General features: G+C 52.3%; 12 protein-coding genes. 4 read left to right on the top strand and 8 right to left on the bottom strand.

Translation table 11 applies throughout. From position 1 onward, the window contains the following. The coding region (locus tag CAG65_RS16290) for an HAAAP family serine/threonine permease (RefSeq protein ID WP_161454312.1) at window positions 1-1,137 on the top strand (1,137 nt) is incomplete at its 5' end. A 136-nt stretch (window positions 1,138-1,273) separates the two neighbouring features. After that, window positions 1,274-1,882, top strand: coding sequence for a hypothetical protein (locus CAG65_RS16285; RefSeq protein WP_237668840.1), 609 nt, complete (start codon window positions 1,274-1,276; stop codon window positions 1,880-1,882). 114 nt (window positions 1,883-1,996) lie between these two features. On the opposite strand, the gene CAG65_RS16280 is transcribed toward CAG65_RS16285, so the two are convergent. Then, window positions 1,997-3,958: a starch-binding protein gene (locus CAG65_RS16280; RefSeq protein WP_161447335.1), complete on the bottom strand. Its 1,962-nt coding sequence runs from the start codon at window positions 3,956-3,958 to the stop codon at window positions 1,997-1,999. A 299-nt stretch (window positions 3,959-4,257) separates the two neighbouring features. Here CAG65_RS16280 and CAG65_RS16275 point away from each other — a divergent pair, with 299 nt between their 5' ends. After that, on the top strand, window positions 4,258-4,470 hold the full coding sequence (locus CAG65_RS16275; RefSeq protein WP_021706304.1) for a hypothetical protein: 213 nt from the start codon (window positions 4,258-4,260) through the stop codon (window positions 4,468-4,470). A gap of 67 nt (window positions 4,471-4,537) precedes the next feature. On the opposite strand, the gene CAG65_RS16270 is transcribed toward CAG65_RS16275, so the two are convergent. Beyond that, the gene (locus CAG65_RS16270) at window positions 4,538-5,800 is read right to left on the bottom strand and encodes a hypothetical protein (protein WP_161454311.1); all 1,263 of its coding nucleotides are present in this window, start codon (window positions 5,798-5,800) and stop codon (window positions 4,538-4,540) included. A 257-nt stretch (window positions 5,801-6,057) separates the two neighbouring features. Here CAG65_RS16270 and yegD point away from each other — a divergent pair, with 257 nt between their 5' ends. Continuing rightward, window positions 6,058-7,410 (top strand): molecular chaperone, encoded by a 1,353-nt coding sequence (yegD, locus tag CAG65_RS16265; protein WP_161454310.1) that lies wholly within the window; start codon window positions 6,058-6,060, stop codon window positions 7,408-7,410. 38 nt (window positions 7,411-7,448) lie between these two features. Here yegD and CAG65_RS16260 read toward each other — a convergent pair whose 3' ends face one another. The 6 genes from CAG65_RS16260 to CAG65_RS16235 form a co-directional block, all read right to left on the bottom strand. Next, a complete protein-coding gene (locus tag CAG65_RS16260; protein WP_021706307.1) occupies window positions 7,449-8,021 on the bottom strand; it encodes a hypothetical protein in 573 nt (190 codons plus the stop codon). A gap of 175 nt (window positions 8,022-8,196) precedes the next feature. Next, window positions 8,197-9,276, bottom strand: a complete 1,080-nt coding sequence (locus CAG65_RS16255; protein ID WP_161454309.1) for a toxic anion resistance protein — start codon at window positions 9,274-9,276, stop codon at window positions 8,197-8,199. An 11-nt stretch (window positions 9,277-9,287) separates the two neighbouring features. Continuing rightward, complete coding sequence (locus CAG65_RS16250) at window positions 9,288-9,992, bottom strand: phospholipase D-like domain-containing protein (RefSeq protein WP_021707464.1); 705 nt, start codon at window positions 9,990-9,992, stop codon at window positions 9,288-9,290. Beyond that, window positions 9,989-14,860, bottom strand: coding sequence for a DNA repair ATPase (locus CAG65_RS16245; RefSeq protein ID WP_161454308.1), 4,872 nt, complete (start codon window positions 14,858-14,860; stop codon window positions 9,989-9,991). The genes CAG65_RS16250 and CAG65_RS16245 overlap by 4 nt, the downstream gene beginning before the upstream one ends. A gap of 61 nt (window positions 14,861-14,921) precedes the next feature. Then, the gene (locus CAG65_RS16240) at window positions 14,922-17,009 is read right to left on the bottom strand and encodes a hypothetical protein (protein ID WP_021707462.1); all 2,088 of its coding nucleotides are present in this window, start codon (window positions 17,007-17,009) and stop codon (window positions 14,922-14,924) included. A 10-nt stretch (window positions 17,010-17,019) separates the two neighbouring features. After that, a partial coding sequence (locus tag CAG65_RS16235; RefSeq protein WP_161454307.1) for a DUF1449 domain-containing protein occupies window positions 17,020-17,552 on the bottom strand: 533 nt, incomplete at its 5' end.

Raw genomic sequence — 17,552 nt, 5'->3', positions numbered from 1 at the left:
TTTCTTCCAATCAATCTCGGTATTGGTGGGTTCTGGCCGTTAATGATCATGGCCGTCCTGGCATTCCCGATGACATTTCTGGCCCACCGGGGGCTAGCAAGATTTGTGCTTTCTTCGCAAAATAAGCAATCGGATTTTACTGACGTGGTGGAAGAACACTTCGGCGCTCAGGCTGGACGCCTGATTTCCCTGTTGTATTTTCTGTCTATTTTTCCGATTCTGTTGATTTATGGCGTCGGACTGACCAATACCGTCGAAAGTTTTCTGATTAATCAGGCTGGCATGGCGTCACCACCGCGTGTGCTCTTGTCTGGTGTGCTGGTGTTCACCATGATTGCGATCATGATGGGTGGCGAGAAATTGATGCTTCGCGCATTCGCCGCAATGGTATACCCACTGGTTGCGATTCTTGGCTTTTTGTCTCTGTACCTTATCCCAAACTGGCAAATGCCGTCACTGGATATGCCAAACATCGCCAACTTCAGTCAAACACTGTGGCTTGCCGTCCCCGTCGTCATTTTTTCGTTCAGTCACGCGGCAGCCATTTCCAGTTTTGTCGGCGTACAACGTCGCCACTATGATGATCAGGCAACGGTCAAATCCGAGCAGATTTTAAAGCGTACCAGCATTATGCTGATTGCCTTTGTGCTGCTGTTTGTCTTCTCTTGCGTGTTGACGCTTTCTCCGCAGCAACTCGCTGAAGCTAAACAGCAAAACGTCTCTGTACTGTCTTATCTGGCCAATGTCACTCACAACCCGTTTATTGCCACTTTGGGCCCGCTGGTCGCATTCATCGCCATTACTTCCTCGTTCCTTGGCCACTTCCTCGGCGCACGTGAGAGTCTGAATGGCTTGGTGACTAAACACAGCGACCTGAGCTACTCACAAGCCGACAAACTGGGCGTGGTAGCGATGTTCTTTGCGATCTGGTTTGCGGCTGTCATGAATCCGAGCATTCTGGGCATGATGGAAGCACTGTCTGGCCCGGTCATCGCCATGATTCTGTTCATCATGCCAATGATCGCGGTCTATAAAGTGGATTCGCTCAAAGCATACCGTGGCCGACTGAGTACGTACTTTATTCTGCTGGCCGGCGCTCTGGCCATTTCTGCCTTACTGTTCAGCCTGATAGACTAACCAGACAAAGCTCCTTCGGGAGCTTTTTTGTTGCCCCCATCCCCCTCTCCTGCTCCGCACCAGTCACTCAGATATATTTGTCTTATCCGTCATTTCACCTAACTTTCTTTTATCCTCAGAACAAAAGGAACCGATCATGCTGAGACTCTCCGTTGCCGACGCGCTGGAACGCCAGGCAGATTATGGCTGTGCCACGCTTGGACACTCTGCGTATTCTATCTATCAGTTACTCCTGCGCGATCAAGCTCATTTTCAGGCCGGCCAAAAAAAGTTTTTGCAGGTCATTAACGATATCCGTTTGTTGTATAGCCGAGCTTCAATGTACAACGAGGGCGGTGCTTGCGTGTTTAAGGGTGGCCAGGTCGAAGTAGCGGACAATAAAATGTTCTACCAATATTGGCTGGCGTTGCTGAACAATGGAGATCTCGACGGCGGATCACGCACCGGTATGTCTTCTCACAACAGTACCGATGAACAATTTGAAATTCTGTTCCCAAACCGGTGGGGAAATTTGCTGTTTGGTACCCGTAACGGCGGCACTTGGTTTCAGACCGAAGCGTACGGATTTACGGCCCCGATGAGCACCTGGGGCGGGTTTAAAGATACGATGGGCCATGCCAGCACCACCGTTCAATATTACGGCAGTTTCAAGACTTATCAGGTCGGTACTTGTGGCTACTCATCTCATACCGAATCCAACCCACTGCGACTGGCTTATCGGATGGTGCCCAATGAACCAACTTAATCCATTCATCGCATCTGTGTTTTAAACATTGTGACGCTCTCAACACCTTGCGAGATCCACCGCGACAACGATTAGCCAGAAAGCGGCACAGCTCATCACCGTGCCGCTTTGACGTTACTGCGAAGTCACGGTGATGGCCTTCGTCTGGCTGTCAAACGTGATCGTGTAGGTGGCATAATCACCGACTTGATAATCAGCACTTGGATACGACTCACTCCAGTTGCCATCATCAATTTTAAAGCGTGCGGGCGACTCCTCCCCGTTAAAGCTCTGCACCGTAGTGTACAGGCCTGTCGCAGCCTCATAAGTGAGTGCGCTCACGCCCCAACCGTTTGAGGTTCCACGGAAATACCAACTCTCGTTGCCCACATTGCTACTCTGACAGAAGTCACTGTCACGCCACGTTCCGTTCTGGTAACACAACGTCGGACTGCTGGCGGTCAGATCAGCGGTTTGGCTGGCGCCGTTATCGCTGAAAATTACCTGAAGTGAATTGAGACCGACACCAAAATCGTAGCAGTAACCGCCATTTTCAGCCGTCATCGCGACGCCCGGCCAGGTTGCATTCGCTACGGCCTGATCCGCATTGACATTCCAGTAATGCAAATACGGTTGGCTAAAGTTTTGTGCATTGTCAAAGCAGACTTTTGTCTCTGCGGCCGTGCCGCCACAGTCCTGGCACACGGAGCCGAGTTTCGCGCCAATGTGAATCGCAGCGGCCTGATGACTACCGACAGTAAAATGTGCATACCCCTGACTGTCGACGGTGATCGTCGTAGCGCTGCAATGACCGCTCTGGGTGTCGAAATCGCCGGCAATGATGTCACAATACTCACCAGCGGGCATTCCCGTTTGGAAACTCTGATTGATGCCTTTATTGTCATCTCGATTGATCACCACAAAGCCCAGCCCGCCACGACCAAACGCCACCTGATTGTAACCATCGTCCCACCAGTCAGTGACCTGCCACTGGGCTGCTGTGTGGTTGCGAAACGCCACCATGTTGGCTACACCACGCCATTTGTGTTCGCAGACCCAATCACCGCCATCAAAGCCACACGCATTACCAGAATGTACCCCTGTCGATGGTGGCCCGGCATCAAAATTACTGAAGTAGTACCCCGACATCACTTTTGGGTAGCCGTAAGGATACGCCAGAGTAAACACGTTACCGAGGAAATACAGATTGCCAAAGTCCTGATGGCTGAGAACCTGGCCAGGATTATGGCGTTCTTCGTCATGGTTGGTCACAAAGGTCACCGCATCGTCGCTGCTCAGCCAGCCGCTCCACGAACCAATCCCCTGCAGGTCTTTAATGCCACCTTGCTTAAATTTAGGCCCGATGGTCCGGGCGAAGTTAAATTCCGTCACGTCTCCGATATACGTGTACTCGCTGGTTTGTACCGGCTCCCCTGCCGCCCCGATAACCTCCTGATAGATATACGGGCTGCCGTTGAGCTTGCTCTTGATCGCCGCGATGTCGCCGGCCGGGATATGCTTGGCGGCATCAATCCGAAACCCCGCCACGCCCAGACTGAGCGCATCGTTCATATAGTCTGCAATTTTCTGCCGAACGTATTCTGACTCGGTTTTGAGATCGTTCAGCCCAACCAGATCGCAATTTTGAATCGACCAGCGGTTGGAATAATCGATATCGCCCGTGCAACTGTGAAAATCATTACTGCTGTAAGGCACTTCTGGAAAATAGCGATCTTGTGCTGCCATATGGTTGATCACCGCATCCAGATAAATATCGACCCCCACCGCTTTACAACGCTGGACCATATCCGCAAATTGAGCCCGGGTTCCACTGCGCCCTTCAAAAGAGTAACTAACAGGTTGGTAGCGCGCCCACCAGGCAGCATTGTTGACGCTTTTTTGCGGCGGAGACACCTGAACCGCAGAGAACCCCTTAGGGCCAAGAAAGGTTTCGCATTCGGTGGCAATATCCGGCCAACTCCATTCGAATAAATGGACAAATGCGGTTCGTGGCACCTCCGCAGCGACGGATGGCGTCACACCGCTCAGACCTCCGAACAAAAGGAGCCCGGCAGATAAACTCTTTTTGAATTTCATATTCTTCCCTTCAATTAAAAAACAAAAAAATAAAGGCTGCTAAGCACACCCGTGTGCTAAAAAAGCCATCAAAAACTGTAAGAGAAGAACCGCTGAATGCCTCAATATCCGTTTGATATTGTGAGAGTTATCATCAATTGTGGTGGTGAAAGTTTCCCCTTGTCAGACATGGTCACATTTTGTACAAAAGAGAGTAAGAGCGGTAGGAAAGTGAAGCAGAATCGCGGTTGGAAATAGAAAATAGCCATGTATTTCATGTGGTTAGAAATATGACAGTTCGGCGACAAGGCCTACATAATGTGACGTTCAGTCAAAATGTGTCACCCCGCACGCGCTCCGCCACCGGGGCCACCTTATCAGATCACGTGTTCGGTTTTTTGCCAAACGGCCAAGTCAGACAACAACTGAAAACCGATAGCCTGCAGAAACTGACACCCGGCCTGGTCGCCATACCCAACCAGAACGAGTTGGGGATGCTGGCGCGCAACCGACTGAACCAGCTTCTGTTGTGAGTGCACTTATCTTGGACAGCCCGCCTCTGAAACACCAGAGCCACGCTCAGCGGATGTGATCCGCCTGTCACTCACGCTGAATGATACGGTTAACAAAGTCGTACAGCCTGCTGCGAACTTCATACTCTCGCTCAGACAAGTGCGCGGGAGAGTGTTTGTCGACGTGTCGAATCTGGCGTTCCCGCTCGTGCAGCGAATCTCCGACCCGCAAATAGATCTGGTTAAGAAACGCCATGGTTTTTTCCATCAGCAGTTCGCTTTCCAGACAGGTCAGTATTCGTGTTGAATCGGGCACGTCGGCTAACTCCGCCAGAATATCTATCGCGTGCTGAGAATACCCGGCCGTTTGGGCTGCAAACAGCTGAAACTCCTCCCGGCCATCTGCCCAGCGCCATAAGTAAGGCGCATGTTTCAGTGTGCCCAGGCCAATCACAACCACTTGATCGTCAAAATACAATTCCAGGCGCCGGTCCCAGATGTCACTGCCTTTACCGCCTTGCACTTCAAACACCATTTGGTGCTCCTTTGCCTGCAACGTCCCCTGTGCATACAAATACGTTTCCGCACCAGGCTGACGCAGTAAATCCACATGCATGAGCGCCTCTAGCTGTGCTCCTGTCACATCAAAGCCACTGACCTCCCAGGCGGAATATTGCAGCAGACGCACCAGACCCGCGATAGCATGGACTCCCATGTCCAGCCCGAGTCCGGCGCCACCGGCCATCTCCGGTTCCAGCAGCCGACGCTGATTGATCGCCGCAATGTTGTGCTTCAGTCGGAAAGCGTCTAACGCCGGCACGCTGTTAACAGGGTTATCACTGGCGACGGCAATGATTTTATTTGGCCGTTTGGTGGACAATGCATCGTCACGCTTCAGATACGCCTCCAGAGAGGGGGCCACCAGCGCGGTATCGACAAAGTAAAACCGCGTGCCCCGCGCACGCATGGCCGGGATCAGTTGGTGGAAACCCCGCTCACACTGGTGCAGCGAAAACGACGGTTTTTCCACCACAATCAAGCTGTTGGAGGAGAGTCCGTGTTGATACAAATCCTCAATCAACGGCAGGTGGGTCGCGACTGGGGTGAGCAGGAAGCTGGCGGCAACGGATTCTGTCGCATGTTGTTGTCTGTAGGCTTGCAGCGAAGCATAAGCATCGGCGTACTCAAACGCGTATTGCTGACGTCGTAATAGTGCGTCCGGGTGACTGACGGCCGGATCTATCGCCACCAGATGAAAGCGACGTTGCAGTTTACGAAGTAGCGGTTGATAAAGGGCAATGACCGAACTTTTGGGGTCGCCCAACCCGCCAAATACCAGAATGGTTTCCATGGTTTGTTCTCCCAAATCGTGCAAGATTGTGCAGGTGAGTGATCAGCCTAACAGTCGCTGCGACGAGAAATGTGTATAGCAAGTCAATCTGCGTCAGCAAGCGATGAAATCTAAGCTTGCGCTTACTCAGCGGCCATTTCAGCCGGCGCTTCACAATTTTGGCGAAACCCTATGCAACAGCCAAAATTCAACTAGAGAAGCGGCCCGGCTTGAGGTAGCATCTCCGACCTTTTTTCGCGATAAGTTGGAGGTGGCACATGTATATAGGTTTTGATTACGGTACAGCAAACTGCTCGGTAGCCCAGATGGTGGGCAAGGAGCCCCAACTGATTGCGCTGGAACAAGAAGGTTTGTACATTCCGTCAACCCTGGCCGCTCCGACCCGAGAGTCGGTGTCTGAGCACCTGTTTCGCCATCGCCGTATCTCACCGGCTGATAGCACAGGTGAGCAGTTATTGCGCCGTGCCATTGCCACCAACCAAGAAGAAGACATCGAGCTCCATCCTGATGATGTGGTATTCGGTCAGGCGGCATTGACCCGCTATCTCGACGACCCGCAAGAAGTCTATTACGTTAAATCCCCTAAATCGTTTCTGGGCGCAATCGGGCTTCGAGACGTACAACTGAGCTTCTTCGAAGATCTGGTGTGCGCCATGATGGCCAACATCAAAGCACAGGCCGAACACCACACTCAACACAGTATTGATGATGCCGTCATTGGCCGGCCAATCAACTTCCACGGGCGCGGTGGCGAAGCGTCAAACCAGCAGGCAGAACGGATTCTCCACCGAGCCGCGAAACGTGCGGGATTCCGTCATGTTGAGTTTCAGTTTGAACCGGTCGCTGCCGGTCTGGAATACGAAGCCACACTCCACCAGGACAAAACCGTTCTGGTGGTGGATATTGGCGGCGGCACCACCGACTGCTCGCTGATTCAAATGGGCCCTTCTTTTTGCGGCCAGGCCCAGCGCGAGCACAGTCTGATCGCACACAGTGGCCAACGGGTAGGCGGTAACGATCTGGATATCCATCTGACGTTTAAACAACTGATGCATCCTTTCGGCCTTGGCAGCAAAACCAATGACGGGCTGGATATCGCTTTGACACAATTCTGGAACCCGATCGCCATCAATGACGTCAGCGCCCAGAGTAAGTTTTATGCCCGGGAAAACTTGGCAGAACTTCAACGTCTGGTCAAAAACGCACAGGAGCCACAAAAACTTGCCCGTCTGATGGCGGTGTATCAGGATACCCTGGGCTATAGCCTGGTGAAGAAAGCGGAAGAAGCCAAAATTGCGCTGTCTGAGCGCCAAAGCATCACCACACAACTGAAGATAATGTCGGATCTGTGTGAAGTCGAGATTCACCGTGACGCCATGATCGAGGCGATCGCAGCGCCACAACGCAAAATGGTGGAACTGGTGAGTGAGGCGGTCACCTTAGGTGGGATTAAACCGGATGTAATCTTCATGACCGGCGGCTCGGCCCGATCACCGATTCTGAAAGCAGCCGTACAACAGACGCTACCCGGCATTCCGGTGGTGAGCGGCAACTATTTCGGCTCCGTCACGGCAGGGCTGGCTCGTTGGGCACAGGTTTGCTTTCGTTGATTCGGAGGCCGGCCGCTTAATCGCGGCCGGCAGACGGATTACTCGGAATGCTCAATCACGTCATCGGTAAAATCGGTTTCCCAGAACTTGTAGCCTTGCACTGTCGCCTGAGCGGCTGCCCCCCACAAGGCCGTCTGAAAGACTTTCACCCCATTGGCATCATATGAGGTATTGGCGGCAGCCTGATCACCCTCTTCGGTGGTTTTCGCGGTCGCATCTGCTTTAGCTCCGGCGTCCCACCCTTCTTCTTCAAACCGCTTCATCGCTACTTGATTATTAAATGCGTAAACAAACGCAATTTTCTTAAACCCGAGCCCAAGCCCGGCTCCCAGCGATGCAAAACGATAATAGCTGATAGCACCACCCTTGTGATACGTGCACACGCCGCCCCCTGACGCAGCCGCCAGCAGATAGCTGTCACTGCCAGTACACACCAGATACGCCATACTACCCGCCACCGCAGACTTAGCCCCAGCGTGCTCGTTGTAAATTTCCTGTAGCGCGGCATTGGTTTCCTTCTGAGCATTTTTCTTTTTCGCCGCGGGTGTGTCACCGGTGGCGCAACCGGCCACCAAAGCCGCCAGCGTGATTGCAAGCCAGGTTTTGTGCATGGTCTCTCCTTAAGCAAACGCGTGTCCTGTCCATTTATGCTAGTACATAAACGCATTAAGCCACGTTTCTTGCGATATTTTGTCTTCGTAACCCTTCCCACGCTCCGGCGACGAAGACAAAAAAGCCCGGCTGCACAGGCAGCCGGGCTTGTATGAACACCCGATAAGAGGGCGATCAGCGTTGCAGAGATTGTTGCAGCGCCACTTTGAGCTCCTGCTCAGCTTGCGCGATCACTTTCTCGGCTTTTTCCCTTTGCGCCCGCCCCTCTTTAACTCGGGACAAGGTGTTGTTGAGCGTTTCGATGGTCAGTTGATTGACCGCCTGCAGTGATTCCACATCCAGAATACCGCGCTGGTAGTTTTCGGCGATCTGTTCTTCCAATACTTTCAAGCGTTCGGCATTCTTCACGTATTGCTTGTTGGTATAGTCTTTCACCGCACGTGTTACCGTCAGCGCCTTTTCCTTTTCATAATTGGAAATGGCGATCAGGAACTGACGTTTCCACAACGGGAAAGTGTTGTGAACGATATCCTGAATATCTTCCATCAACATCTTATTGCCTTCCTGTGACAGACGGATCTGAGGTGCAGTCTGAACCGCGGCAAGCCGGGTCAACTCCAGATTGTGGATCCGTTTTTCCAGCCGCGCGACCGCTTGCGTGGCATCACGATACTTCTGTGCATCCAGTGCATCACCGCTTTGTTCAGACGTGGTCAACAGTTCCGGCAAGAGCTGTGTGTTGAGCTGTTGCAGCTTGTATTTTCCGGCCGCAATAAACTGCTCCAACCCACGCAACAACTCCAGGTTATTGTCGTACAACCCGTCCAGTTGCGTGATGTCGTGTGCCAGTTTTACTTCTTGGGCTTCCAGTTGCTGGGACAAAGTCTCCAGTTGCTGTTTCACCGATTCAAAACTGCGTGAGAATTTTTTGAACGAATCAAACAACTCACCGATCAGTGGCAGCTTCGCCAGGAAACTGTTCCCATTTAGCTGGTCAAACGCGGCGCTGTCCATGGATTCGACCATCGACTGGAGGATCTCACCCGCATCACCGGTATCCCTGACTCGCACTTGATCCAACACGTTGTCCGAAAAGGCCGTGATCTTCTCCAGCGCTTCCTTACCAAAGGTGATGGTCGCCACCGAATCAAACGGATCAAAACTGTCAGACAGAGCCACCACTTCAGGGCTCACTTCCGGCAATGGCTCAGTCGGGGCGGTTGGCTGAGTTTGCGGATTGGTTATCGTATTCATGCCAGCTCTCCTTAGGTTGGCTCGTGACAGGGAAAACGCTGCCACAAGTCTTCAAACTGCCGTGCAAACGCGGTCAGGAAGCGGCGATCATCCGTCAGTGTGATGTCTTCCTGATTGTAACGTGATGCACTGCGTGTCCAGTTAAAACTGCCGTTAAGCAGACGTGCGCCGTCAAACAAAGCAAACTTATGATGCATGTGGTACGAGGTGGTGTCGATCTTGACATCAATGCCTTTGCGAGCGAGATAGTCAATGTCACTGCCCGCATCATTGATTTTGTCGTTGTCCGTGATCACCCGAACTTTAACACCGCGTTCGTGCGCCGCTACAATGTGCTTGGTCAGCTCATCATCCGCAATGGTAAACACGCAGATGTCAACGCGATTGCGGGCCTGACGCAATTGCTCAATGATCCCGGCGGCACATGCACGGCCCGGAGAAAACCAACTGGTCGCCACTTCTGCCGCCTCGTCAGTGCGAGTATTGTCGAGCACTTTCACCACTCGCTCCAACCAGCGCACCACCGCTTGCGCATCCATGCCATCTTCAATGCTTTTCTGTGCCAGTTTAAAGCTTTGATTGCGTAGGTAAGCACGATCATCATCAGACAAACCGGCGGCAACCAGACTCGATTGCAGCTCACGTCGCTCGTGATCATCCAGACGACCATCTTCCAGCGACGCCGTCAGCCAGTCGAGCCATTGTTGTTGGTTCATTGTGTTTTCTCCCGTTGTTTTGGCTGAGCAAATCGTGCCACATGCTGGTTGAGCATCGCCAGTTGCTGCACGACCTGACCTGCACGGTCGCTGTCATCGCCCATCATTTGTTTGCGTTGATACGCCAGTTTAATTTCTTGCCAGCGCGCCTGCTGTTCCTGGGTCAGGTTACCGCGCAGTTCTGCCAGCTTGAGCAGGTTCTCTTCCGTCCCGTTGGCCAACGTCTGCGCTTCGCCCTGGTAGTGGTCCTGCAGTAACGTATTGAGCTCCTCTTCGGTCATCACCGACGAGATCTTCTCAGCCAGCTTATTCATGTTGCGGTAGGATCCCTGCAACTTGAACGGTGGTTCCACCCGGTATTCATCTGCTGTCGCCGCAGACAGAATGTACTGCTGATTGACCTTGAGCACGGTTTGCTGCACCTGCATCAGTTTCTGTAACGTGGCGACAATCTCATTGGCTTCGGTGGACGAGTAGGAATACGACATGTCACTCAGCGCAATACCCTCGCCCTGTGCCATTTGCACAAAACGGTACAGATCGTTGAGATCACGGGTGGCCAGTGGTGCCAGTACCGGGTTCGACGTCAACGAGTTTTCAATAAAGCTCAGTTCGAACGCGTACTGCTGATCCGACAACATGTCACCGAGGTTATAAATGTCCGCACGGTTCGCCAGCATGTCCGGAATACGGAACGCTTCACCGCTTTCGGTGTAAGGGTTACCCGCCATCACCACCGCGAATTTTTTACCACGCATGTCATAGGTTTTGGTCTTACCTTGCCAGGTACCTTCAATCCGTCGGGTACCGTCACACAACGAGATAAACTTCTGCAGCAATTCTGGATTGGTGTGCTGAATATCGTCGAGATACAACAGGACGTTATTGCCCATTTCAAACGCCAGATTGATCTTCTCAATTTCACGCGCAGAGTTTTGATCCGGTGCATCGGCGGGGTCCAACGACGTGACCTGATGACCAATCGACGGGCCATTGATCTTCATGAACACCAAACCCAGTTTGTGTGCCACGTATTCGATCAATGTGGTCTTACCGTAACCCGGCGGCGATATCAGTAACAGCATTCCCATTAAGTCTGTGCGTTTCTTATCACCCACCGTGCCCATCTGCTTGGCGAAGTTATCCCCGATCAGATGCAGGTAGCTGTCGCTGATCAGTTTGTTACGCACAAACGAGGTCAGCGGGCGTGGTTTAAACTCACTCAGACGGAACTGATCTTTTGCCTGATTCAACAGCGCGGTACGCTGGCTCAAATAAGCGTCGAACTGCGGCACCACTACGCTGCGGTGGTGTTCACCGCGCTGAATGAAGTCATCCAGAACCAGTGTCAGTTTGCCTTCTTTCACCCGTTCATGCTCACCCAGCAAGCCGTCCACCGAACAGGCGAGAGAGAAATCAACGCTGCTGAGCAGACGCTGCGAATGGGTTTTGCATACCGCAATCGCTGCGGCTTCCACCACAAAAGCTTGCCCATACTGCTTGTGTTCGGTGTACGCCGCCAGCCATTGCTGGTGGTCGGCAAACGCCTCATTCAACGGATGGTCATCGCCATTCCAGCCAAGGCTGCGACGGTATTGCAGATAGTCTTCACACAGTTCAAACGCATCCTGACTGACGTCGATTTGCACATCAGGCACCGCCAGCAAGCGGATCAGGTACTCGCTGCTCTCAAGTGCGGCATGACCGGATATGGTGTCTGCCAGCGCTTGTTGAAGTTGCACAAACGCCTGCGAGGAGTTGAGGTGCTCTTTCAGCATCTGGGCATTTTTAGCCTGCTGAGTCCAGCTATCCAGCACCTCTTGCGTTTGGGCCATCAACCACAGTAACGCGTGGGCGCGAGCGGCCTGACTAAACCGCAACAGCCCGGCTTGCTCAAACGTCGGCAGCACACGTTGCAGAATCAAAGCCGCATCGTGATCGTGAATCCCTTTGACGTAGCCTTCTTTGTAGCGTGGCGCTGCAAAGCTTTGCACCTGTGACAGCAGTTGTTTCTCGCGGTTGGCTCGATAGAGCCTCTCCAACGACAGATCGTCCTGCTTATTGATGGCACTGTTTAGCATCAGGTAGGCGAGGTATTCGCCTCGGTACACCGACTCACTTTCCGACGACACATCCAGGCGTGCAATTTGCTGTAAAGACAAAAACGCGTCATCGACAATCGGCTGATAAAAATCGGTCCCGGAAATGTGCGTGCACAACTGTTTGTTGTGCTCCACCAGACTGAGATCCAGGGCCTGCTGATTGACACTGAATTTGTGTCGGCCAAGACGCAGCACCTTGCCGCCATCTTCGAAAATATCCTGATTGTCACGCAGCGCACGCAGCGATTGATCCTGCAGTGACTTCATCCGCGCGTCCAGGCTGTCGGCTTTGACGCTGTCGCCCAGATCACGAATCGACTGAGACAACTGGTGCAGCTTTAACACCATGGCATCGGTGGCGAAGTAACTGTTGAGCGAAGACACCTCGTCAAAACGCGATACCCGCTTTTCGATGCTGCTCATCGTAACGTTGGCGGCCTGCAGCAGGTTCTGTACCCGGCGCTGCTGCGCGGCGATCAATTGCTGCTTGTGGTTGTCGAGTGTCGACTGAATTTCGTCCCGTTTGGCGTAGATTTCCGCCAGAAACTGATCGAAGTCAGCAAAACGCGATTCCAGCTTATCGAGTTGCCCCACCAGTTTCGCCAGTTGGGTATCACATTCGTCTGGTGTGTCCGCTTGCTCCATCGCGCTGCTGACCGACTGACCCAGCAGTTTGAACTGAGCACTGAACTCTGCCTGGGCTTCGTGACTTTGCAGGCTCTGGGTCTTATTGCGCAAGCGAGCAGACACGGCATTGAGCAGCGATGACACTTCGGTGGTCATATCCAGAATACGGGTTGACTGAGTCGGGTCATCGGTTTCAATTTCCGTGACCTCTTCCGTCACCAGTTGCAGGTCTGCACGCAATGTGTCGACCTGTGCCTGCAGCTCCTGAATATCAGCTGTTTTGCTCACACCCACCAAAGCCGCTTCAATATCCTGAATCTGCTGCTTAAATGGCTGATACGCTTTTTCTTCCTGCAATAGCGCCAGCAGTTGGTGATTGAGCTGTTCGCGGTTCGCTTGCAGTGTCTCCAGCATCGTATCGACGCTGGCCGCATCCATGTAATGTTGCTGGCGCAGTGCCATGGTGATGCCCACCTGGGCCTTCACATCGGATAACAGGCTGAGCAGCACATTGGCCTGCTCTTTCGGTGCCAGCTTAATTTTGGCGATCAGATCTCTGACAGCTTGTTGATGCTCACCCAAACTCTCTGTCGCGTGCTTTTGCATCTGCAGGACTTTGGCAAACTCATCAATGATTTTGTTTGCTGTGTCCATCAGACTGTTGATCACCTCCCCCATACCCAGGGCGTAACCGTGATTGAGCCAGTGATAGTGATCCAGTGTGCTCTGACACTCTTTCAGCAGGACTTCAAAAGCGGCCTGGGTCACGTCCTCTGTCTGCGCGAGCTGGCAAATCGACAATACCGACGAGAGTGCGCGCACCAGTTCAGCATTGCCAAGATTAAACAGCGGGCTGGAACCATCCGCACTGGCGTTTTGCGCGGCGTAATGTTCCGGCGTCGAGAACGGGGTGTCCCAGATACGCAGGGGATGGATGGTGGACGCTTCTGCGTTTTCCGACAACTGGAACACCAACATACGGCCATCCGGGTAGAGACTGAAACCGTGGCTTTCCAGCGGCGCGGCGAATTGTTTCTCAATCATGTTGTAGGTGAAGCCAACGTAGTGACCATCCAACATATTGAAAAAGAAGTAGATCAGATCTTCCCCGTTAGGCGAGGCGATCTTCTGGAAAAACTTCAAATGCTGCCAGGGCATGTCAAACAGCTTACTTTCGCCGTTCGCCAACACATAACCATGAGAAAACAGCACGCCGTGATCTTCCGGCAGCGCTTTGATGCTGTGCCGCAGCGCATCCGCCCGGGTTACGGTTTGATTGATAGGGTTATAGATAAAGTAACGTGAATCTTTTTCGCGGTTCGGCTTGATTTTAAGTGCGATCAGGTCGCCGATAAAGGCGTACTCAATCAGGGCATCGGCCACGCTCTGGTGTGGATCTTCGACTTCTTCGCGGTAGATGCCTTTGCCATCATCGGTGTTGTCCTCGATCTTGATGGTCAGATCACCTCCGACACATTCGACGAACAACTTGTCGCGGATCGACACATGAGGGTGCGTTCCCAGAACATGGTCTTCACGTGTGGTGGTGATCCACTGCACATCGTGCTGCTGCACACTTTCAAGGTGCTGATTGCCCAACGCATCCAGATACTCGACCGAGTTAGCATTGAGCTGGAAACGGAACACCTTGCGGTCTTCGACCCGCATACCAATCTGAAATACGATATAGAGCACGCTTTCCTGACGCGAGATTTGCGTCAGCTTAGCGTCGCTGTAGTACGTAAAAAGTTCGGTGAATTCGTGCAGGAAACGGGGATCGGTCAGGAAGCTGTTTTCCAGTGGCAACGGCTCGATGCGGAACGTGCCATCTTGTTCATGCAGTTGGTATAAACCAAACACATCTTGTAGCGAAGGCGCCGCTTTGAGGCCAAGGTGAACCTGATAACCGAACAGGAGTTGTTGATTGACCTGCGCCATATCGATAGGGATCGAGCGCGCTTCCGTCTGAACATTCGCCTTACCGACCAGTTGGCTCTCACGGCCGCCAAAAATGGCCTGACGATTCTGATTGAAAGTCTGAGAAAGGGTTTTGAGCTGTTTACCTTGCTGAAATAAACGGGATTTCAGTATTTCGTACGCCCCACCCTCGCTCACTGCTTGTTGAGTTGTTTCGGACATGCAATTACCTAATCGATCCCGCCTCTCATCGGGCGGGATCATGTGGGATTATCGACGTAGTTTATTGATTGGTGTCAGCAGACGTGTTCAGAGTTGCCTGAATTTTCTTCAGCAGCTCCGTCGCCCCGCCCTGAGAGTTCAACAAACCAGCCAGCGCGACGTTACTCAGGTCGCTGCTCTTCAGGTCTGTGTTCTCCAGGATGTCTTTGATGTCTTGCGGCATGCTGCGCTGACCATCAACGTACTCAGACACTAGTGGATTCAGTACTTTAGATTCGGCAAATTTAGCGTCCACTGCGGCCGCATCCATGATAGTACGGCGAATTTGCTCCATACCTTCACCACCGAACAGTTTGATGTCAGCCTGAGCCAGGGCTTGTGCCAGGGCTTTCGCATTTTCACTGACCACGGCTTTCTGCGCATCGATACGCGCGATTTCCAGCTCTTTATCCTGTTGCAGTTGCATCACCCACTTATCGTGTTCACGCGTGTGCTCGTCGTATTGCTGCGCAGCCTCAAAGCGCGCAGTCTGAGCTTCCGCTTCCGCCAAACCTTTCGCACGCAGAGCCTGAGCTTCCGCTTCACCGGCGGTTTGCAGTGTGTACGCCTCGGCTTCACCCACTTCACGAATCGCCAATGCACGTTCACGTTCGACTTCCACTTCCGCCAGGCCAGTCGAGCTGATCATCTCTTTCTCGGCCTTGGCCATACGCTCTTTCGCCGCCGCTTCACGCTCTTTCGACACGTAATCCGCTTCCGCACGTTTGGTTGTGACGATCTGCTCCGCTTCCGCTTCGCGTGTCTTCACAGCCAGCGCATTTTCAGCGTCACGGGTACGAATCTTCAGTTCAGCGTCATTTTCAATCAGCAGACGCTCGGCTTTTTCACGCGCCGCTTCTTTCTCGGCACGGGCCGCCACCAGCAACTCAAGCTGTTTAGCTTCTGCCAGCGCTTCCGCTTCCGTCAGCGTCACACGCTTTTGACGGTTAACCTGTTCATGCACACGCAGGTTTTCCGTCTCTTCTTCTTCGCGAGCGATCTTACGTTCGATTTCAACCCGCTGAGAACGCGTTTCTGCCACCGATTTCAGTGATTCTTCAATGGTGGTTTCTTTTTGCATTTCACGTTCAGCCACTTCCGTGGCGGTGCGGACTTTCTCAGTCTCTACCGAACGAGTCAGTTCTTCTTGCTGAATCGCAACTTGACGCTGGTTCGCGATGCGCGTCATTTCGACTTCCATCTCTACGCTTTCACGTCGTTTCGACACTTCTTCTTCGGTTTCCAGCTTCGCCAGTTGAGTAACGCGTTCATACTCTTCGCGTTTTTCTGCCGCCAGCGCTTCTTCTTGCGCTTTGATGATTTCAATTTCACGTCGAGTGCGGGCTACACTTTCCTGCTCCTGTTTGTCCAGTTGCAGTCGGTTGGCTTCCGCTTCGACATTTTTCTTCTTCATCGTGGTCCGCTCATCCTGACGGATGGCGTTGGTTTCAGTATTCTTCTGCGCAGTAATCATCGAGATTTTACGGATACCTTCCACGTCCAGAATGTTGTCTGCACTGTGCGCATCCAGCGAAGTCTGGTCGACTTTGTCGATCACCACATCGTAGATTTTAAACCCGTCCATCTCACTGCCAATCACTTCGACCACGGCGTCACGGAATGCACGGCGGTTCGTCAGCAGCTCTTCAAATTCAAACTGTTTCACTGCTGTTTTCAGCGCTTCAGAGAACTTAGGCTGGAAGTGTTCTTTCAGGCGGTCGATGTTTGACGCTTCGTGAGCCGTAAACAGCTTCGCCACACGGATGATGTCTTCTTCTTCATGGTTCACACCAATGTAGAAATCCACTTTCAGGTCAGCACGAATATTGTCGCGACAATGCAGACCTTCGTACTCTTCCCCTTCCTGATCTTTCCGGCCACTGCGGACAACAGAAATTTTCTTGCGGGTAATGTCCATGTATTCGTGTTGGTTGATCACCGGCCAGACAAAGGTACCCGTCAGAGACGCACGCGTGGCGTGCAATCCGTTGACGATCAGTGCGTCACCTTCACCTCGAACTTTCTTATATCTCGACGTCAAAAAAATTAAAATCAGTAAAAAAATACCGACTCCAGCACTAATAAAAATTACGCTTGGAGAAATTTGCATAGCCAACTCCTTATGCTTGGATATCTTTAGCCACTATATAGTGATTTGTTGTTTTATCTTGGGATACGATGACGACTTCATCGCCATATTCTATTGATAACTCAGATTCAGACGCACGAGCATCAAGTAAGAATTCACTGCCATTGTGGTGTACCATGACTTCACCACGCTGTTGATTCACCGTACCGCTGTGAACACGGCCTTTTAAGCCAATGAAATCAACTTTGGCAAAACTTTTCTTTTTATCAAATAACGGCGCCAGAGGCTTTAGTAGCCAGGCCGCAATAAACAATGCCAGATAAGCGTTGACTGGAATCGTCACCGCCTTGACAAATCCAAACCCGATCATTTGCGGTAATAACGTCAATCCCTGGCTCACATAAAATGACAGGATGGTTGCGACAAAGAAGCTCACACACAGCACGATCATAATCGGTATCTGGGTCAGAATCGGCGGCAGGAACAAACCGGCGCCCGGGATATTGTCCAGATCAAACGCTTCCATATCCGGAGCGACGCTTTCCACGACGTTGAAGATCAGAT

Source organism: Vibrio sp. V39_P1S14PM300 (assembly GCF_009904765.1).
GTDB classification, from domain to species: domain Bacteria; phylum Pseudomonadota; class Gammaproteobacteria; order Enterobacterales; family Vibrionaceae; genus Vibrio; species Vibrio proteolyticus.
The sequence above is the reverse complement of the archived record's forward strand: the minus strand, read 5'-3'. Positions and strand labels throughout refer to the sequence as shown.